This is a genomic window from Algiphilus sp., from assembly GCF_023145115.1.
GTDB lineage: Bacteria > Pseudomonadota > Gammaproteobacteria > Nevskiales > Nevskiaceae > Algiphilus.
In genome coordinates this window covers 49,071-64,823 of the sequence record NZ_JAGLEJ010000031.1, presented here as the reverse complement: position 1 = coordinate 64,823, position 15,753 = coordinate 49,071, and the positions used below count along the sequence as shown (strand labels likewise).

Sequence of the window (15,753 nt, the reverse complement as noted above, 5' to 3'; positions counted from 1 at the left end):
GTGCGTAATCACCCGGGACCTGACATCTAACCTAAGATAATGCTTTATTATCCTTTGTCAAATATAGGCTATGCTAAGCCCCATGCATGAGCTAGAATAGTACGTAAATACATATTACGTATTACAGTACGAAATAAACAGGAGGGGACAGCATGGCTCGTGGCGGTATCAACAAAACATTGGTGACCAAGGCCCATCAGGCCGTTCTAGCCAGGGGAGAAAACCCGTCCATTGACGCCATACGCATTGAGCTCGGTAACACCGGCTCCAAATCAACGATCCATCGCTATCTCAAAGAATTGGAGGAAGAGGCATCAACCCGGCTGGATGATGAGGCGCTGCTGAGCCAGCCCATCAAGGAGCTCATAGCGCGCCTCGCATCGCGCCTACACGAAGAGGCCCAAGGCATCGTCGATGAGAGTAAAAGCCGTTATGAACACCAGATCAAAGAGCTCTCTGAACACTGCGCCACGCTCACTCAAGAGGCTTGCCAGAGGGTCGATCAGCATAACGTGCTGGAACGCCGGCTTGACGAGACCTGTTCGGAGCTAAGTGCTAAATCCGCTGCGTGCGATGCCTTAGATAGACAGCTCAGCGAGGCGAGTCAGCGCGACGCTAGCACGGCGGCGCTACTCAAGGAAAAGCAGGCCCACCTCGAATCTCTTGAGGAGAAGCACCGTCACAGCCGGGAGGCACTGGAGCATTATCGGCAATCGGTAAAGGAGCAGAGGGATCAGGATCAGCGCCGGCATGAGCAACAAATCCAGCAGCTTCAGACCGAGATTCGCACATTAAATCAGACAATCTCCGTCAAGCAGGGCGATTTAACGCAGCTCAACAAGGACAACGCGCGCTTGATCAGCGAGCTGAGCGCTGCACGCAAAGCAACACAGGACCTCGAATCGAAGCTTAATCGGACTGACGCGAAACTTGAAGATGCCAATAAGCGATTGCAAACCCAGTCGACCGATCTGCAGCAGTACGCCGACAGCGCTCAGCGCCAGGCCTTGCAAATGGATGAGCTGACACAACGCCTTGAATTGGCCCAGGGCAAGGTGAAAGATTTTACCGTCAGCCAGGCCAAGCTGGAGGCTGAACTATCGGTTAAGAACGATATGATTGAGCGCCTAATGGCTGAAAACCGGCGCCAATATGACGAACCGGCTGCGTAAGCGACAGGTGGAACGCGATTGCTTATGGATGTCCAAGATATTCTTTTGAAATCAATGAGATGCAGAGTTACTGGCTAAATATTACAGTTTTACCGGCCGGACCTCACTAGGGGCTTGGCCTCAGATGTTATATTTTGCGCGAATTTCCCGGAACCCCAACTCGACAGGTATTCGCCATGACCCGCTTGCCCGAAGGCTTCATTCCGACGCGCCACCGCGTCAACGAGCGCGTGCAGAACATGCTGGGGCGCCTGCACCGGCTGATGCCGGGCATCGAGCAGCCCGATGACGCGCGCTGGCGCGAGATCGGCATCGCATTCATGGAGGGCGACCCGGCGATGGACACGCTGCTGGCGGCGATGCGGCGCCACGGCATGCGGTCGGCGCGGGCACAGTTCGATCAGGCGCTGGTCCACGGCATCGACGCCGTCCCCGACGCGATACCGGAGCTGCGCGAGTTCATCGTGGGCATGGCCACGCCGCCGGCGTGGCTGGATACCGGGCGCGTCGAGCGCGGCGCCGCGCTGTTCCGCCGCTGCGGCATGAGCGCGCTCAACGTCGGTCGCGATGTGGCCTTGATGGGCGGGTATCAGGCGTCGGCCTTCAATCGCACGCTGATTCTCACCGGCGCGCTGCAGAAGGGGGCCACGCGCCGGCTGGCGGAGACCTCGCAGTGGGTGCTCGACTGCACCGCGGAGGGCGGGCTGGCACCGTATTCCGCCGGCTGGCGCTCGACCCTGAAGGTGCGATTCATCCACGCGCTGGTACGGCAGTCCGTGGCCGCGCGCGAGGACTGGGACATGGAGGCCTGGGGCCTGCCGGTGAACCAGCCCGACATGGCCGCCACCCTGTACGGCTCGCTGACGGTGCAGGCGCTCGGCGCCCGCATGATGGGGGTACCGCAGTCCCGCCGCGAGCGGGACGATTTCGCGCATCTGACGCGCTACGTCGGCTGGCTGATCGGCGTCGACGAGCGCTGGCTGGCCGATACCGAGGAGGCGGCGGCCGCCCAGCTCATGCAGCTGCTCATGAGCCTGACCAACCCGGACGAGACCAGCCGGATGATGGCGCAGCCGCTGGCGCGCGAGCCACTCGAGCGCGAATACCGCAATCTGGCCTTCCTGCGCAGCCGCTTCGAGTACGCCAAGCACCTCTCGATCAGCCGCGCATTCCTCGGCGCGGAGGCCATGGAGCGCCTGGGGCTGCCGTCGGGCGTGCTGCCCTGGTATCCGCTCGCGACGTTCCCCGTCACGCTGGCCCGCCATGCCGTCAGCCGGGCGCTCCCCGGCGGGCGGAATCGCATGACCCGCCGCGGCCGCGCCGCGCAGGAAACGCACGTGCGCAGCCTGACGATGGATCGCGACGCCGTGATCGGCGAGTCCGTCGCCGCCGGCTGAGCCGGAGCTGTCGCGTCGCGCGGAATGGCTCGATAATGGGCCTCCGGATGCGACACGGGAGACGCACGACGTGACGAGGATCTTCCTGGGGCTCTCCGCCCTCGTATGGGCGCCCTACGGGCTCTGGTGCTTCCTCTACCCGGGCTTCCTGGCGGAAGCGGCGGGCGTGTCCGCCGGCACCGCCACCGGCACCGTCGAGCTGCGCGCGATGTACGGCGGCCTGCAGTTCGCCATCGGTGCCTTCGCGGCGGCGGCGGTGGTGCGCGAGACGCTGCAGCCCGCGGCGCTGCTGATGGTCGGCGTGCTGTGCGCCGGTCTCTTCATCGCCCGATTGCCGGCGGCCCTCATCGTCGGCGAGTTCTCCGGCTACACCGTGATGGCGCTGGTCGTCGAACTGGCCGTGGTGGTCATCGCGGCATGGCTGATCAGGCGGCTGCCGACAGCAATCTGACCGCGCATCCGCCGTGCGGGCACGGATTCCGCCTCACGCGCGCGTACCCCGGGCTACCGGCTCCCGACTGAAGATGCCCACGATCGGGGTGCCGTGCGCGCGCATGATCGGTTCGATCTCGCGATGCAGGGCGTGATAGCGGTAGAACGGCACGCGCGGGAAGAGGTGGTGGATCGAATGCAGGTTCTGGCCGAGCCAGAACCATTCCACCGGCTTCATCCAGAGCGGCATGATGAGGCTGTTGGTGTTGCGGTAGCGCGTCGGTTCCTCGTAGGGAATGTGCGGGCGATAGGCGAACCAGTACGCCGTGAAGAAGCCGCCCAGCAGATAGCCGACGACGATCACCATCACCGCACCCGGCTCGGCCATCGCGACCAGGAAGGCGGCGCGCCAGCCCACCGACGCGACGACCTCGGTGCAGTAGATGAGCTTCTCCCGCGTGCTCGCCGAATGCCAGTGATCCTTCACGAAGAAGGTGTTCTGCACCCAGAAGAAGCGGATCACCGTCAGGAACGCGCTCGCCGGTCCCTTGCCCATGCCGCTGATCATGAAATCCGGGTCCTTGTCGCCCTGATTCGTGTAGCGGTGGTGCGTGAAGTGCTCGAGGCGATGCGAGGCGTAGGGCACCATGATGATGGGCGCGACGAGATAACCGCAGAGATCGTTCAGCCACTGAAGGTCGTCGTGACGACCGTGGATGTTGCCGTGCACGGCCTCGTGCAACGGCGTGTAGGCGAAGTAGGTCAGGGCGCCGATGAGCAGGGTTGCGGCCCAGACCGGCAATCCGCCGGCGGCGTACAGTCCGAGCGTGGTCACGACCCCGGCGAGCGTGAACGCGACCAGCGCGACCGTCGGCCAGGCGATGCCGCCGGTGTACTGCCGTGCTGCAGCGATGGCCTGCTTGTTCAGGTCGGCGAGGGTGTCGGACATGACGAGGATCCGGTTCTTGCGGAGGGTGACACCCTATTCGGACGCCGTTCGGCGCGACAGGACACCACCGGCCATCCACCGGATAGTTCTGACCGAACGGTCGGTCCGGGACGAACGCTGCACTACAATCGTGCGATGCCGGAAGCCGACAGCGTCCTCCATCCGATCGTCATCAGTCAGGTGATGATCAACTTCGCCGCCCGTCACGGCGTCGACGCCGACACCTGTCTGCTCGGAACCGGGATCACCGATGCCGATCTGCTCGATGGAGAGGCACTGGTCACGCGCCAGCAGGAGATGCGGCTGGTCGAGAATCTGCTGCTGGCGCTGCCCGACGTGCCGGCGCTGGGCTTCGAGCTGGGCCTGCACTACAGCGTCTCGACCTTCGGCATCTGGGGGTTCGCGATGCGGACCAGTCGCACACTGCGCGATGCGGTGGTGCTGGCCACCCGCTATCTGCCGCTGAGCACCGCCTACTGCCGGATCCACGGCTTCGACGAGTCCGGTCTGTTCGGTGTCGAGATGGTCGCCGACGGCATTCCGCGGCACCTTCGTCAGTTCCTGCTCGAAAGGGACATGGCCACCGGCATCAACCTGCTGAACGAGCTCGGACTGTCGGGACTGCAGCTGGCGGCCGTCGAGTTCCGGGAGACGCCGCCGTATCGCGAGCGCATTGCCGCGTTGTGCGGCCTGGAGCCCCGTTTCGGGTCCGCGCGGAATGCGCTGCTGGTGCGCGCCGAGGATGCCAACCGGCCGCTTCCCATGTTCGATCCGCACCTCGTGCGCATGCTCGACGACCAGTGCCGCCAGCAGCTGCAGCGCCGACAGGTGGGCGGCGTCGCCGGCCAGGTCCGCCAGCAGCTGCTGGGTCCGCTGGGACTGGTGGCGAGCTGCGAGGACGTGGCCGGCGCGCTGGCGATGTCACCGCGCAGTCTGCGCCGCAAGCTCGACCAGGAAGGGACCAGTTTCCGGACCCTGGTCGAGGAGGAGCGCCGCCAGCTCGCGCTCCGCTTGCTGGAAGGCAGCCGCATGAAGCTCGACGAGCTCGCGCTGCAACTGGGCTACACCGATACCGCGAGCTTCTCGCGTGCGGTACGGCGCTGGACCGGATGCTCGCCGGGCCAGTACCGCCGCGACCGCAACCCGGCGACGTGACGGGGGCTGCCGGGCAACGCGCGACCATCCCCGCCGTGGTCGGCTACGGGCTGCGTCCGGTCGGCAGGGCCGGTCAGATATCCGACGGCGGGTTGGCCTCGCGCCAGGCAGCCACTTCGCGCAGCACGGCGGTGGCGTAGCTGCCGGCCGGCAGCCAGAAGCGCAGCGTGAGCGATGCGGCATCCGGCCAGGTCCATTCGAGCGCACCGGGGCACAGCCGGAGCGCCCGACGGTCCTGGTCCAGTCGCTGCCTGCCGAGGCCGTCGACGAGCTTCTGATACGCCGCGGCGACGGTCTGCTCCAGATCCGCGGCCCGGCCCCGGCTGGGCAGGGGGCCCTGGCCCCACAGCGGGCCCGACGGGTGGATGTCGAAGGCCGCGGCACGCGCCTCGAGCCCGTCGACGCCGGGCTCGGCGAGGAACCAGGATCGGGATCCGTGCAGACAGCAGCATTCGCCATCGATGATGCGGTTCCAGCTGCCATCGCCGACGCGTTCGGAGAGAACCGCGTTGAAGATGTGGGAGCGGGCTGCGGAGATGAGCATGCCGTGATGCTTGCGCGGGGTGCGTCGGCCGGCGAAGAACGCCAATGCCCGGTTGACGTTGCCACTGTCGCGACCGAAGCGCTGCCCGCCGAAGTAGTTCGGCACGCCGTGCGCGGCCATGGCCCGCAGGCGGTGTTCCGCCTGTTCCCGATCCCCGGCCACGTCCCGCAGGGTGATCGTGAAGCGGTTGCCGGCAAGAGCGCCGCGCCGCAGTTTGCGATGATGCCGCGAATGCCCGGTTATCGCGATACCGGGCTCCGCCAAGCCGTCCCAGTCGGGTTCCGGCATGCCGGGTAGATGCACCGAGAAGGTCTGGGTCGTGACCGCATGGCGATCCTTCATGCCGGCATAGCTCACCGCACCGGGCGCCACCCCGGCGTGCTCGGCCAGGCGTCCGGCCACCCAGTCGGTGTTGGCGCCGCGCTTGCGCACGTGCAGGAACACATGCTCACCCTCGCCGCCGGGGGAGAACCCCAGATCCTCGTCGACGAGGAAGTCCTCCGGTGTGGTTCGCAGCCAGCCGCCGAGCGGCGGGCCACCGTGGGCGAAGCGCAGATCGTGCACGGAATGGTGGCGGCGGGGCCCCGGGATTCAGGAAATGGCGCAGGAAGCGCGCGCAAGTGCCTGATGAGTGGTGGGTCGTGTTGGATTCGAACCAACGACCTACGGATTAAAAGTCCGCTGCTCTACCGGCTGAGCTAACGACCCGGGCTTGCGTCCTGGCGGGTTGGCTGGCGAAGCGGCCGGGATCGCCTAGCGATCCCGGTACTGCGCTTCGATCTGCTCGTTGTGGCCCTTGACGTCGACGCAGACGGTGGCGGTCGGGCGGGCGAGGAGGCGGGCGATGCCGATGGGCTCGCCGGTTTCCTCGCAGTAACCATACTCGTTGTCCATGATGCGACGCAGCGCCTCGTCGACCTTGCGCAGCAGCAGCGATTCGCGCTCGCGCAGGCGGAGATCGAGCCAGTGCTCTTCCTCGGCGCTGGCGCGATCGGCCGGGTCGGCGAAGGTCTCGCGGGCATTGAGCCTGGCCTTGACGTCCATCTCGCGTGCGAGCACTTCTTCGCGCATCTTGAGCAGACGCTGCCGGAAGAAATCGAGCTGCGCCGTATTCATGTAGTCGTCGTCCGACATGGCGCGGATCTCGTCCTCGGTCAGCGGCGTGTTCGCCTTGCTTCCCGGCTTCTTGCCGTTGGCGTCGGCGCGCTTCCCGGTGCTCTTCTTTGCAGCAGTCTTGGTCATCAGGTTCCGATCATCAGGTGGCGAAGGGAAACGGCCCTCCGAAACCGAGCGCCGCGTTATACACCGCGTGGGAGGGAGGGTCAATCGCCCGGATGCCCCCGGCACAGGCAATCCTTGACCAGCGGGTAGGCATGGCTGACGGCCGCGGAACGAACGGCGTCAGAGCCCGACGACCGCGACGATGCCGACGGCGGCGGCACAGGCCAGCGGGAACATGACGGGCCGCCACATCGCCCGGCCGCCGATCGCGGCTGCCAGACCGCCCTTGGCCAGCGTGTTGATGGCGGCCGACAGCACGATCACGTCCCCGGCGGTCTCCAGCGTCACGTCGGTGCCGGCGGTACGCGCCATGGTCAGGGTGATCGCATCGACGTCGCTCAGGGACGCAATGACGGCGACCAGGAAGACGCCCCGGTCTCCGAAGTACTCCTGCCCGAGATGGCTCAGGAGCATCACTGCGGTGAGCAGCACGCCGAACTGGAGGGCGGTCCGCAACTCGAAGGGGTTCCCGATGGCGACCGGCTGCTCGGTGGCATCGCGGTGCAGGGGAGCCGGGCGTCGATTGAGCAGCCATGCCGCGATGCCGAGCGCCGCGGCCATGGCCACCAGCGGCATGAGGATCCGCAATGCCAGTGCAGGCTCCACCAGGACCGCTTCCAGCCAGACGCGCGGGAACATCATGGCGCAGCCGAGCATGGTCGCGGCCGCCAGTACCGGCGTCAGGGTGGGGGAGCGTCGTCCGAGACGTGCCAGCGTCAGCGTCAGCGCCGTCGAGGAGGCGAGGCCTCCGAGCGCCCCCGTCACCAGCAGCCCGCGGCTCGGCCCGGCGGCGCGCATCGCGAAGTATCCGGCCGATGACAGCGCCGCAATGAGCACTACCAGCCACCAGATCTCGAACGGATTGACGACGCCACCGGGTCCGAAGCCCCGGTCGGGGATCAGCGGAAGTGCAACCGCCGAGATCAGCAGGAGCTTGAAGATCGCGCGCACCTCCTCGCCGGAGATGCGCGTCAGTGCGTCGTGAAGCACCGGCTTCGCACCCAGCAGCAAACCGGTCACCACGGCGCCCGCCAGGGCGACGGCCGCCTGGCCGCTTGCCGCCAGCACGCCGAGCACGAAGGTGACCAGCACCGCGATGAAGGTGGTGAGACCGTGATCATCGCTGCGCAGGCTTCGGAGCGTGTAGGCCGCCAGGAGCAGAGCGGCGAGGCTGGCGAACGTCGCGGCAATGAGCGCAACCGAACCGACGAGCGCCTGCAGGACACCGACGAGCCCGCCGAGCAGACCGACCAGCGAGAACGTACGGATGCCGGCAACCCTCTGACCCTCCCCGGCGGTGCGCCGGTCCCAGCCGCGCTCGAGGCCGATGAGAAAGCCCAGCGCCAGTGCCACACCCAGCTCCCAGAAGGGGGAAAGTGCCTGCATGCGCGTATTCGCGCCTCGTGATTCCTGTGACAACGGGCATCGTGGTGCGGATTCCCGCCGGTCGCAATAGCTATCCTTGGGTACTCACTCCCGATGCACGGACGAGCAATGCCACCAGACCAGTCGCCGGAAGCCATCGCGTCCATCCTTGCGCAGTTCGAGGTAACGGGCGATGCGGCATTCCGTCTGGCGGACTGCGCCACGCGCATCACGCGGCCGTATCAGGGCGATGCCGCATTCCGGCGCGTGATGAAGGCGCTTCGGGAAGGCATTGCGGACCGTCAGAGAAAGCTGTTCGCTAACGGGACCGACGCCGTTCTGGTGGTCGTGCAGGGCGTCGACGGGGCCGGCAAGAACGGGCTGGTCCGGCATGCTTTGCACAAGGTCGATCCCAACGGGATGCATGTATGGTCGTTCGGCGCTCCGGACCATGGAGAACTTCGCGAGGACTTTCTGCGGCGCTATCAGCGCCGTCTGCCGCTCACGGGCGAGATCGCGGTGTTCAATCGTGGTTACCACGAAGTCGTTCTGAGCGGTCGGGTACACCCGGACTCGCAGGTTCCGGCGCATCACGCCGAAGCAGCGCCGGCCGCAGAGACGACCATCGCCGCGCGATTCGAGGAGATTCGCGCCTTCGAACGCTATCTCGTGGCGAACCGCATCGCGGTGGTCAAGATCATGCTGCATGTCTCGCCCGGGACGCAGCAGCGTCGCCTGCGCAGCCGAGCCGACAGCAACGCGAAGCAGTGGAAGCTCACCGAGGCGGACTGTCGCGATGCCGTGCTCTGGAGCGATTTCGCCGAGGCATACGAGGCGTGCATCGCCAATACGGCCACGAGCGCGTCGCCGTGGTACGTGCTGCCCGCGGACGACAAGCGCACGGCGCGCATGCTCGGTGCGGCGGCCGTGCTGCAAGCGCTGGAACGCCTCGCTCCGGAATGGCCGGTACCGGGTGCGGGCCGCAAGGCGGAACTGGCGCGCATGGTGGCGGCGTTGTCGGCGATCCCATCGCCGGAAGCGTCCGGATCGTGAGCTGTTGCCTCCCGTCACGCGGCCGTGGGTACCGAGCGAGCAGCGCAGGGAACCTCCGAAGGGCTGCGAAGCTCTGCATATCTATCGCGCGCAGAGCCGAACACGCCGCACCACATCCAGTACTTAACATAATATCTATTATGCGCCATGCGCCGTATCCGCCGGGTGATTTCGCGCCGCATCGGCGCTACGCTCCGCGCATGGAAAACGAGCGCATGGGCTTCTGGGATTGGTTCATCGCTGGCTTCGCCTTCACCCTCGGCGCCAGCGCGGCCGGCATGATTCTCGGGTTGCTCGGCCTCTGGCTTTTCGTCAAGGGTCTATCGGTCGCGCTCCCGACAGCAGACCGCGCTTCGCCGGTGTCGCTTCCGAAAATCTCGCAGCCGATTGAGCGACAGCCACGGACTCGCACCATCGATGTGCCGATCCCGCCGCAGTCGCGCGAGGAATGTCTAGAGCTGACCGGGGGCGTCGCGAACGAGATATACGACGCCTGCCGGCAAGGACGGCTCGTGGAGAAAAAGACGATCACCAAGTAGCGCACCGCCGATGTGCGGGCCTGCCCCCGTTCCCACAAGTCCGACTCCCTATAAGGAGGTCGGCCGTGTGGAAACCGGGACAGCCTCAGCCTTCGCCGGCCGCCTTCGCCGGATCGTAGCTGCCAGGTGGTCGGCGCATCGACAGCGCCGATTCGCGGTCGCCGCTCCACATCGTGACCAGCTCGCCATCGATCTCGCATTGCCAGTCGCCGGCATCGGTGGCTTCGCACAGGTCGCCGGATATGCGGCGGTCGCCGGTGGTGCTCGCGATGATGGCAATGCCCGGCCGGCCGGCTGGCTTGATGACGCCCTTCAGCCGCCACCGCTTTGACAGTTCCGGTTCCTTCGGCTCTGGCGGTGCGTGCTGCTCAGCCGCTATAGCGGTCGTGCCAGGTGGCAACGGCTGGTACTGCGGCGCTGGTTGCTGCTGGATCGGCTGCGGGGGTTGCTCGGCGGGTTCTGGCTCGGCAACGCCGGGCGGCTCCTTCGTCGCCGCTCCGGCGCTGCCGAGCGCCTTGAACTGCGAGTAGACCCCGGTCACGAGGAACGGCAGGACACAGGCGGCGGCGATGGCCGCCTTGATCCGGAAGTTGCCCCAGATCGTGGCCCGCTTGTCGACCTTGTTCTCGAGGCCGGCTTCGAAGGTGGTGCCCTCCTCGGTCTTGGCGTGGGTCACGTAGCAGTCGCCGATTTCCTGCTTGAACTTGCCGTAGCACGCCCGCGTGAACTGCTTTTCGCGCGGCTTGTCGAGGCTCTGGGCGCGCTTGTAGATGTCGACGCGGAAGCGGTTGCTGGCGCCCACGTCGTCCAGCTTGGTGTGGATGTAGGTACTTTCCACGAGCGCCCTGATCCAGTACGCGACGGCGGTGCCGAGGTCCTGATCGATGATGAGGATTTCGGCGGCGCGGTGCGGCTCGGTCGGTTCCAGACGCTGGCGGTGCTCCTTGAAGAAGCTCAGGTGCTTGCGCGGAACCTTGCTGACGGGCACGCCGCTGGGCCAGTACTGCCAGACCTCATCGATGATCGAGACGGCACCCGAGGGCGTCAGCTCGATGAGCTCGTCGGCGCGCTCGAAGCCGGCCGGCTCGCCGTCGGCCTCGGTGTCATAGCGCGGTATCTGGACGAGCCGGCCACGGCCGCCGCTGGCGGCCATGCACGCGTCCTCGTTGACGCGCAGGTTGTGGGCGACGGTGCGGCCGTCCTTGAGCGCGGGGATCAGCCAGTTTTCGACGGCGCTGTAGGTCTTATAGGCGCCGGGGAGGCCGGTGTAGGCGATGATCGACATGGATCAGCCCGAGATCGCCCACGGAAGGACGCGGCTGAACCACTTTGCGACCACCACGCCGGTGATGATGGCAACGCCCTCCTGTATGGCGAACGCATCCATGAAGTAGGCGGTGCCGCTGGCGAGCTGCGCGCTGTAGGTCGCCCAGGTGGCGAAGATGTCCGGTACCGGCACGGCACCGAGCGCTTCCTCGATGCCCGCCAAGAACAGTTCATAGACCTTGCGCGGGAACCAGAGCAGCACGTTCACGAGCCAGTCGCCGAACGCGCTCATCCAGCAGCCAACGTCCCAGAGGCTGCACTCTGCGCTGATTTCCTCGAAGCTGACTTCGCCTTCTTCCATCGTTCAGCTCCGCCGGAGGAAGACGAAGATGCCGAGCAGGCTGTAGAACGCCAGCATCGAGATGCGTATCTGGCTGCGCCACTCTTCGAGCAGGATGCAGTGGGCATCGAGGGTGTAGCTACCCATGTTCCAGTCCGTGAGATCGACGGTTGGCGCGGGGCACGTGCCCTCGTCGGGCAAATTCGCTTCCACTTCTGAGATCGCAACGCCGAGCGGCGTGCCCTTGACGCCAGTCATGAAGTCTGAAGTCGACTGCGAGAACGTCTTGCTGCTCAGAGCCTTGCCAACGAACGTTCCGCCGCAGGTTTCGACCTCAGGGTCGCACTGCCCTTCCCCGCATTCTTCGGTCTCGGGATCGCACTCGCCGTCGCCCGGTTCGTCGTCGCACTGCTCTACCTCGGGGTCGCACTGGCCGTCGCCGGGCTCGTCGTCGCATTGCTCGGTTTGCGGGTCGCACTCATCCTCGCCGGGATCGGTATCGGTGCCCATGATGTGCGCGGTGGTGCTCCCGGGGACGCGGTTGCCGTTCTCGTCCACCTTTTCGAGCTTTTCTTCCTCGTCGGCCTCGTTCTCCGGGTGGTCGAGCTCGCCATCGTCGGTGATGCAGATGCGATCGCCCGACGAGTTGGTCGCGCAGTTGTCCGCCTCGGGTAGATCGTCCTCGCAGACCTCTTGGCCGTTGACCTCGCCGCATCCCGGTGAGGTGTCAATGCATACCAGGTCGCCGTTCACGGTGCCGCAGTTCTTCGGCATGAGCGCGTCGCCGGCGCACACCTCTTTGCCGCTGGCGCTGGTAACGCATTCCTCTCCGCCGAGCAGCTCGTCACCATCATGCGGTGGGTCTTCCGTGCCACACGTCTCGCCGGTGCTGATGTACTGCGCGATGGGGTCGGTCGTTTCGCCGACGATGCTCAGGCCGTATTCGGCGAATTCGACCACGCAGCCCGACTCACACGCCGACCCGCCGTCGGTGCTGTAGTAGCTCATGGGGGTACCGGCGGGCTGCTCGCACTGCGGGATCGGCTCGCACACCATCGTCGTCCCGAACGTCCCGGCCGTCGTCGTGTCCGGCAGCCCCGAGCTCGGCTTGCGAATCCTCTCTATATCCCAATTCCCCACGTAGTTATTCCCCGCCCAGCCGGAACCCGTTGGCGAGTACACGACCGACGCTGTGCTACTACCGGAAGAGAAGTTGGTGTCCGTATAGCTGCGCCCCGAGAAAAACTCTTGCACCTGATGCACCGACAGGCCCTGCGGCGGGACTAATCCTATCTCCTGATCCGGGACCGTCATACCGCTGTTGCAGCAGCCTGCGCCCGCCGATACAGGCGCCTCGTTCGGGCCACACTGCAACTGCGCCTGAGCTTGCGAACTCATGACCGTAAGGACGAGCAAAACTGCCCACAGCCACCACGGCAGCCGGAGACTGCGCGCGAGCCCGTAGACGGCGATCCGTCGCAGCATGTTCATTCGAACGGCCGGAATGCGGCGTAGGCCACTGCCATGCCGGCCACCCAGAACGTGAAGTAGTAGAGCTCAAGCATGGCGAGAAAAGGGGGCGAGGTCTCCCCCGCCCCCAACCGCTCAGGCCCGCTTGATCGCGCTGACCGCCATCGCGCCGCCCTTCCAGAGGACGTACACGCCGGCGATGCTGGCGAGAATGCCGATGATGATGCCGCCCACGGCGGTCCAGTCGACGGCGGTGCTGATCGGGTCGTAGTCGGTCTGCGCGAGCGCAGAACCGCTGGCGACCATCAGCGAGGTACCCGCAGCGGTGGTGCCGGTCGACACCTTCGCCACGAGCTTGCGGCATGCGCCAACCACGGCGCGGCTCATTTCCGTGAGCATGATTCACCTTCCTTGATGGTGGTTATTGGCCGGAGAGAAGCCCGGTCAGCGCTGGCCAGACGCTGGCGGGATTGCAGGACGCCGACGACGTAGCCGCCCGCGCCGACGAGTCCGGCGAGGGCGCCGGCCGCCACCAGGTGCCAGTCGTGCAGCAACGGCGTGACCATCGAGCAGGTCTGGATGAACTGCTCCATGTGCCACGCGTTGTCGAATCCGAGCTCCTCCCAACGTTCCATGTCAGGCCCTCCGGATTGCGTCGACGATCATGCGGCCGGCGGTCACGATGACCATGCCGGTGGCGATGAGAACGAAGCCGGCGCCGAAAGCGGCGGCGGCGACGGTCGGATCAAGCTCGGCGGCGGCGGTGCCTGGGGCGTAAATGTCCACCCAGGCACCGCCACTGCTGCACGTGGGCACGGTGCGGCCGAGGTTGACCGTGGTGGTCCCCTCATCCCCTTCCGTGCAGGTGTACGCGAGCATCGCGAATGCGTCGCTGCTCCCGATGATCAGGAGCGCGAGCGCGAGAAATAGGTGCCGGGTGAGGGCGAAGCCGCCCGGCGCGGCATTGCATACCCTTTCGGGTCGTCCGGCTGTCCCGGAGAAGCACACCCCCTGATGCTGAGCGCGCATGGTCAGGCCGCCTTGGCCTGCCGAATGAGCTCGCCGATCTTGAGGCGGAATTCACTGCGGCCGTACTTGCCGGCAGTGATCGATTCCCAGCCAAGATGATACTCGCCGGGCTGGTAGGGCTGCTGCCCTTCCTCCAGCAGGACGGAATCCTGCACCGGCGTGAACTGCTGGGGGTGGCAGACCAACACAAGCTGCTCGTGCAGGGGCTTGCCGGATTCACGGCCCATCAGCTTGGTGGGACGGGTGACGACTTGAGGGATTCTCACAAAGAAGGACATGGGTAGTGCGCTCCCGGATAAAGCGACCGGAGGTGGATAAGCGCACCGCCGCCCGGCCTGCGGACGATGCGATCCACTGCGTAGATGGCTCGGTAGAACTCACCCGTGGCAGTGGCGAAGAAGCCCCCGGTGCAGCGCCGCAGGCGCTCGCCGGGTTGCGTAACCAATCGGATCCAGCTGGGCAGCAGGACGTGCGCGCGTTCCTCGCGGCTGCACTCGTCCAACCCTCCTGCCCCGTGCATCCGGAAGTGCGCGGGGTAGGTGTGCTGCAGGCTGCCGAGCTTGCTGCGCAGCTTGGTGGCGTACTTGCAGATGTACCGGACGCCACAGCGGGCGGCCTTGATGTTGGTGGAGCCGTGCGTCCACCAGCCCTGACGGTCCGGCTTCGGCAGGCGCTCACCCCACGGCATCCAGATGATCACGTGGTAGTGCAGCGCGCCGCGCTGTTGCAGCTCGCCGACCCAGACGAAGCGGTACCGGATGCCCCGGCGCTTCAAGTGCTGGCGCACGCGCTTGTGGAACTCGGTGATATCGCGGGGGCTGGCCACGCCGATATCCGCATAGGTGAGCGTGACCATCACCGGATACCAGCGGTAGCCGCCGCGATGAATCTCGGCCTCGTGCAGGCACGCCGCTGCGTTGACGGCGGTGCGGAGCCGGCCGAGCCGGGCGGCATCGGTGTCCACGGGCTCAATCGCCGCGATCTGCGCTGGTCCCATCATGCCGGGGACCCCTCTGAGGACTGTATGGGCGTACAGTCGCGTGTCACTTGTTTATATATAGACAAGCCCAAGGGCGCGCGCTTCGCGCGCGCCGCTCCGGTCGACCCGGGCGCGGCGCTGGAACGCGCTTCACGGACGAGCTTCGTCCAGCATGACCCGCACCGGTCCGCAGCACGCCGTGCGGCCTCGACCGCGCAGTAATGCGCAAGGCGGTACGTCTGCACGATGGCGACGTGATGCGGCGCGTCCTGCAACCTCTCAAGCGTCACCATGTAGAAGCCATCACGCTCTGGCTCGACGCGGTAGACCGCTCGGGTGCGGCGGCACTCGGGGCACCGGGCCTTCGCGGTCCAGTCGCTCACTTCTACGTCGCGGAGTCGGCGGCGGCGGTAGTGGACGGCGACGTGGGTCATGCCTGGCGCTCCGGGAGCATCTGCGCGTAGGCCTGCGCCGTCTCTGCGTGATCGGCAGCGACCGCTCGGCAGTGGCGCTCCCACTCGATCTGCGAGCAGCGACCGGGCGCGCCGTTGTGCGCTTCTTCCAGCCAGAATTCCGCCGCTTCCGCCTCTGCACGGATCAGCTCGCGCACGATCTCGGCTTGCGTCGGATTCAACCCGTGGTTGTATACCCCACCGCTCGGCGTATGCTGTTGCATGGTGCCCCCGTTAACAGTGATGAACGGTTTACGCGTTCACGCCTGTGAACGCAAGGGGCGAACGCGTACGCGAGGCTAACTACATGACCGGTAACGAATTATTGGA

At 66.0% G+C, this 15,753-nt stretch carries 20 protein-coding genes and 1 tRNA gene; 6 read left to right on the top strand and 15 right to left on the bottom strand.

Going from position 1 to position 15,753, the window contains the following annotated elements; translation table 11 throughout:
• Positions 1-152 precede the first annotated feature (152 nt).
• The 3 genes from KAH28_RS10815 (at position 153) to KAH28_RS10805 (ending at position 3,020) form a co-directional block, all read left to right on the top strand.
• Positions 153-1,172, top strand: coding sequence for a DNA-binding protein (locus KAH28_RS10815; protein WP_290576492.1), 1,020 nt, complete (start codon positions 153-155; stop codon positions 1,170-1,172).
• 176 nt (positions 1,173-1,348) lie between these two features.
• Positions 1,349-2,569 carry an oxygenase MpaB family protein gene (locus KAH28_RS10810; protein ID WP_290576490.1) on the top strand — a complete coding sequence of 407 codons (1,221 nt, stop codon included), beginning with the start codon at positions 1,349-1,351 and terminating at the stop codon, positions 2,567-2,569.
• Positions 2,570-2,639: 70 nt separating this feature from the next.
• The gene (locus KAH28_RS10805) at positions 2,640-3,020 is read left to right on the top strand and encodes a DUF4345 family protein (protein ID WP_290576488.1); all 381 of its coding nucleotides are present in this window, start codon (positions 2,640-2,642) and stop codon (positions 3,018-3,020) included.
• 33 nt (positions 3,021-3,053) lie between these two features.
• On the opposite strand, the gene KAH28_RS10800 is transcribed toward KAH28_RS10805, so the two are convergent.
• Positions 3,054-3,950 carry a fatty acid desaturase gene (locus KAH28_RS10800; RefSeq protein WP_290576486.1) on the bottom strand — a complete coding sequence of 299 codons (897 nt, stop codon included), beginning with the start codon at positions 3,948-3,950 and terminating at the stop codon, positions 3,054-3,056.
• 135 nt (positions 3,951-4,085) lie between these two features.
• On the opposite strand from KAH28_RS10800, the gene KAH28_RS10795 reads away from it, so the two are divergent.
• Positions 4,086-5,105 carry an AraC family transcriptional regulator gene (locus KAH28_RS10795; protein WP_290576484.1) on the top strand — a complete coding sequence of 340 codons (1,020 nt, stop codon included), beginning with the start codon at positions 4,086-4,088 and terminating at the stop codon, positions 5,103-5,105.
• 73 nt (positions 5,106-5,178) lie between these two features.
• On the opposite strand, the gene truD is transcribed toward KAH28_RS10795, so the two are convergent.
• The 4 genes from truD to KAH28_RS10775 form a co-directional block, all read right to left on the bottom strand.
• Positions 5,179-6,213: a tRNA pseudouridine(13) synthase TruD gene (gene truD, locus KAH28_RS10790; RefSeq protein WP_290576482.1), complete on the bottom strand. Its 1,035-nt coding sequence runs from the start codon at positions 6,211-6,213 to the stop codon at positions 5,179-5,181.
• Positions 6,214-6,281: 68 nt separating this feature from the next.
• A tRNA-Lys gene (locus KAH28_RS10785) sits at positions 6,282-6,357 on the bottom strand.
• A gap of 45 nt (positions 6,358-6,402) precedes the next feature.
• Complete coding sequence (gene dksA, locus KAH28_RS10780; protein ID WP_290576480.1) at positions 6,403-6,891, bottom strand: RNA polymerase-binding protein DksA; 489 nt, start codon at positions 6,889-6,891, stop codon at positions 6,403-6,405.
• 159 nt (positions 6,892-7,050) lie between these two features.
• The gene (locus tag KAH28_RS10775; protein WP_290576478.1) at positions 7,051-8,316 is read right to left on the bottom strand and encodes an MgtC/SapB family protein; all 1,266 of its coding nucleotides are present in this window, start codon (positions 8,314-8,316) and stop codon (positions 7,051-7,053) included.
• Positions 8,317-8,409: 93 nt separating this feature from the next.
• Here KAH28_RS10775 and KAH28_RS10770 point away from each other — a divergent pair, with 93 nt between their 5' ends.
• Positions 8,410-9,348, top strand: a complete 939-nt coding sequence (locus KAH28_RS10770) for a PPK2 family polyphosphate kinase (protein WP_366918169.1) — start codon at positions 8,410-8,412, stop codon at positions 9,346-9,348.
• Positions 9,349-9,548: 200 nt separating this feature from the next.
• Positions 9,549-9,887, top strand: coding sequence for a hypothetical protein (locus KAH28_RS10765; RefSeq protein WP_290576474.1), 339 nt, complete (start codon positions 9,549-9,551; stop codon positions 9,885-9,887).
• Between the two features lie 85 nt (positions 9,888-9,972).
• On the opposite strand, the gene KAH28_RS10760 is transcribed toward KAH28_RS10765, so the two are convergent.
• The 10 genes from KAH28_RS10760 to KAH28_RS10715 all read right to left on the bottom strand — a co-directional run bounded on the left by KAH28_RS10760 (position 9,973) and on the right by KAH28_RS10715 (position 15,605).
• On the bottom strand, positions 9,973-11,172 hold the full coding sequence (locus KAH28_RS10760) for a zonular occludens toxin domain-containing protein (RefSeq protein ID WP_290576472.1): 1,200 nt from the start codon (positions 11,170-11,172) through the stop codon (positions 9,973-9,975).
• 3 nt (positions 11,173-11,175) lie between these two features.
• Complete coding sequence (locus tag KAH28_RS10755) at positions 11,176-11,514, bottom strand: hypothetical protein (RefSeq protein ID WP_290576470.1); 339 nt, start codon at positions 11,512-11,514, stop codon at positions 11,176-11,178.
• Positions 11,515-11,517: 3 nt separating this feature from the next.
• A complete protein-coding gene (locus KAH28_RS10750; protein WP_290576468.1) occupies positions 11,518-12,984 on the bottom strand; it encodes a hypothetical protein in 1,467 nt (488 codons plus the stop codon).
• Between the two features lie 114 nt (positions 12,985-13,098).
• A complete protein-coding gene (locus KAH28_RS10745; protein ID WP_290576466.1) occupies positions 13,099-13,362 on the bottom strand; it encodes a hypothetical protein in 264 nt (87 codons plus the stop codon).
• Positions 13,347-13,598 (bottom strand): hypothetical protein, encoded by a 252-nt coding sequence (locus tag KAH28_RS10740; RefSeq protein WP_290576464.1) that lies wholly within the window; start codon positions 13,596-13,598, stop codon positions 13,347-13,349. Before KAH28_RS10740 ends, KAH28_RS10745 begins: the two co-directional genes overlap by 16 nt.
• A gap of 1 nt (position 13,599) precedes the next feature.
• Complete coding sequence (locus KAH28_RS10735) at positions 13,600-13,992, bottom strand: hypothetical protein (protein WP_290576463.1); 393 nt, start codon at positions 13,990-13,992, stop codon at positions 13,600-13,602.
• 2 nt (positions 13,993-13,994) lie between these two features.
• On the bottom strand, positions 13,995-14,270 hold the full coding sequence (locus KAH28_RS10730) for a single-stranded DNA-binding protein (RefSeq protein WP_290576461.1): 276 nt from the start codon (positions 14,268-14,270) through the stop codon (positions 13,995-13,997).
• Positions 14,255-14,956 carry a hypothetical protein gene (locus KAH28_RS10725; RefSeq protein ID WP_290576459.1) on the bottom strand — a complete coding sequence of 234 codons (702 nt, stop codon included), beginning with the start codon at positions 14,954-14,956 and terminating at the stop codon, positions 14,255-14,257. Before KAH28_RS10725 ends, KAH28_RS10730 begins: the two co-directional genes overlap by 16 nt.
• 32 nt (positions 14,957-14,988) lie before the next feature.
• Positions 14,989-15,405: a hypothetical protein gene (locus KAH28_RS10720; protein WP_290576458.1), complete on the bottom strand. Its 417-nt coding sequence runs from the start codon at positions 15,403-15,405 to the stop codon at positions 14,989-14,991.
• The gene (locus tag KAH28_RS10715; protein ID WP_290576457.1) at positions 15,402-15,605 is read right to left on the bottom strand and encodes a hypothetical protein; all 204 of its coding nucleotides are present in this window, start codon (positions 15,603-15,605) and stop codon (positions 15,402-15,404) included. The genes KAH28_RS10720 and KAH28_RS10715 overlap by 4 nt, the downstream gene beginning before the upstream one ends.
• Between the last annotated feature and the right edge of the window lie 148 nt (positions 15,606-15,753).

Coding starts and splice junctions, on each gene's coding strand:
- KAH28_RS10815 (WP_290576492.1), top strand. CDS start 153: ATGGCTCGTGGCGGTATCAACAAAACATTGGTGACCAAGGCCCATCAG.
- KAH28_RS10810 (WP_290576490.1), top strand. CDS start 1,349: ATGACCCGCTTGCCCGAAGGCTTCATTCCGACGCGCCACCGCGTCAAC.
- KAH28_RS10800 (WP_290576486.1), bottom strand. CDS start 3,950: ATGTCCGACACCCTCGCCGACCTGAACAAGCAGGCCATCGCTGCAGCA.
- KAH28_RS10795 (WP_290576484.1), top strand. CDS start 4,086: ATGCCGGAAGCCGACAGCGTCCTCCATCCGATCGTCATCAGTCAGGTG.
- dksA (WP_290576480.1), bottom strand. CDS start 6,891: ATGACCAAGACTGCTGCAAAGAAGAGCACCGGGAAGCGCGCCGACGCC.
- KAH28_RS10775 (WP_290576478.1), bottom strand. CDS start 8,316: ATGCAGGCACTTTCCCCCTTCTGGGAGCTGGGTGTGGCACTGGCGCTG.
- KAH28_RS10770 (WP_366918169.1), top strand. CDS start 8,410: ATGCACGGACGAGCAATGCCACCAGACCAGTCGCCGGAAGCCATCGCG.
- KAH28_RS10765 (WP_290576474.1), top strand. CDS start 9,549: ATGGAAAACGAGCGCATGGGCTTCTGGGATTGGTTCATCGCTGGCTTC.
- KAH28_RS10760 (WP_290576472.1), bottom strand. CDS start 11,172: ATGTCGATCATCGCCTACACCGGCCTCCCCGGCGCCTATAAGACCTAC.
- KAH28_RS10755 (WP_290576470.1), bottom strand. CDS start 11,514: ATGGAAGAAGGCGAAGTCAGCTTCGAGGAAATCAGCGCAGAGTGCAGC.
- KAH28_RS10750 (WP_290576468.1), bottom strand. CDS start 12,984: ATGAACATGCTGCGACGGATCGCCGTCTACGGGCTCGCGCGCAGTCTC.
- KAH28_RS10745 (WP_290576466.1), bottom strand. CDS start 13,362: ATGCTCACGGAAATGAGCCGCGCCGTGGTTGGCGCATGCCGCAAGCTC.
- KAH28_RS10740 (WP_290576464.1), bottom strand. CDS start 13,598: ATGGAACGTTGGGAGGAGCTCGGATTCGACAACGCGTGGCACATGGAG.
- KAH28_RS10735 (WP_290576463.1), bottom strand. CDS start 13,992: ATGCGCGCTCAGCATCAGGGGGTGTGCTTCTCCGGGACAGCCGGACGA.
- KAH28_RS10730 (WP_290576461.1), bottom strand. CDS start 14,270: ATGTCCTTCTTTGTGAGAATCCCTCAAGTCGTCACCCGTCCCACCAAG.
- KAH28_RS10720 (WP_290576458.1), bottom strand. CDS start 15,405: ATGACCCACGTCGCCGTCCACTACCGCCGCCGCCGACTCCGCGACGTA.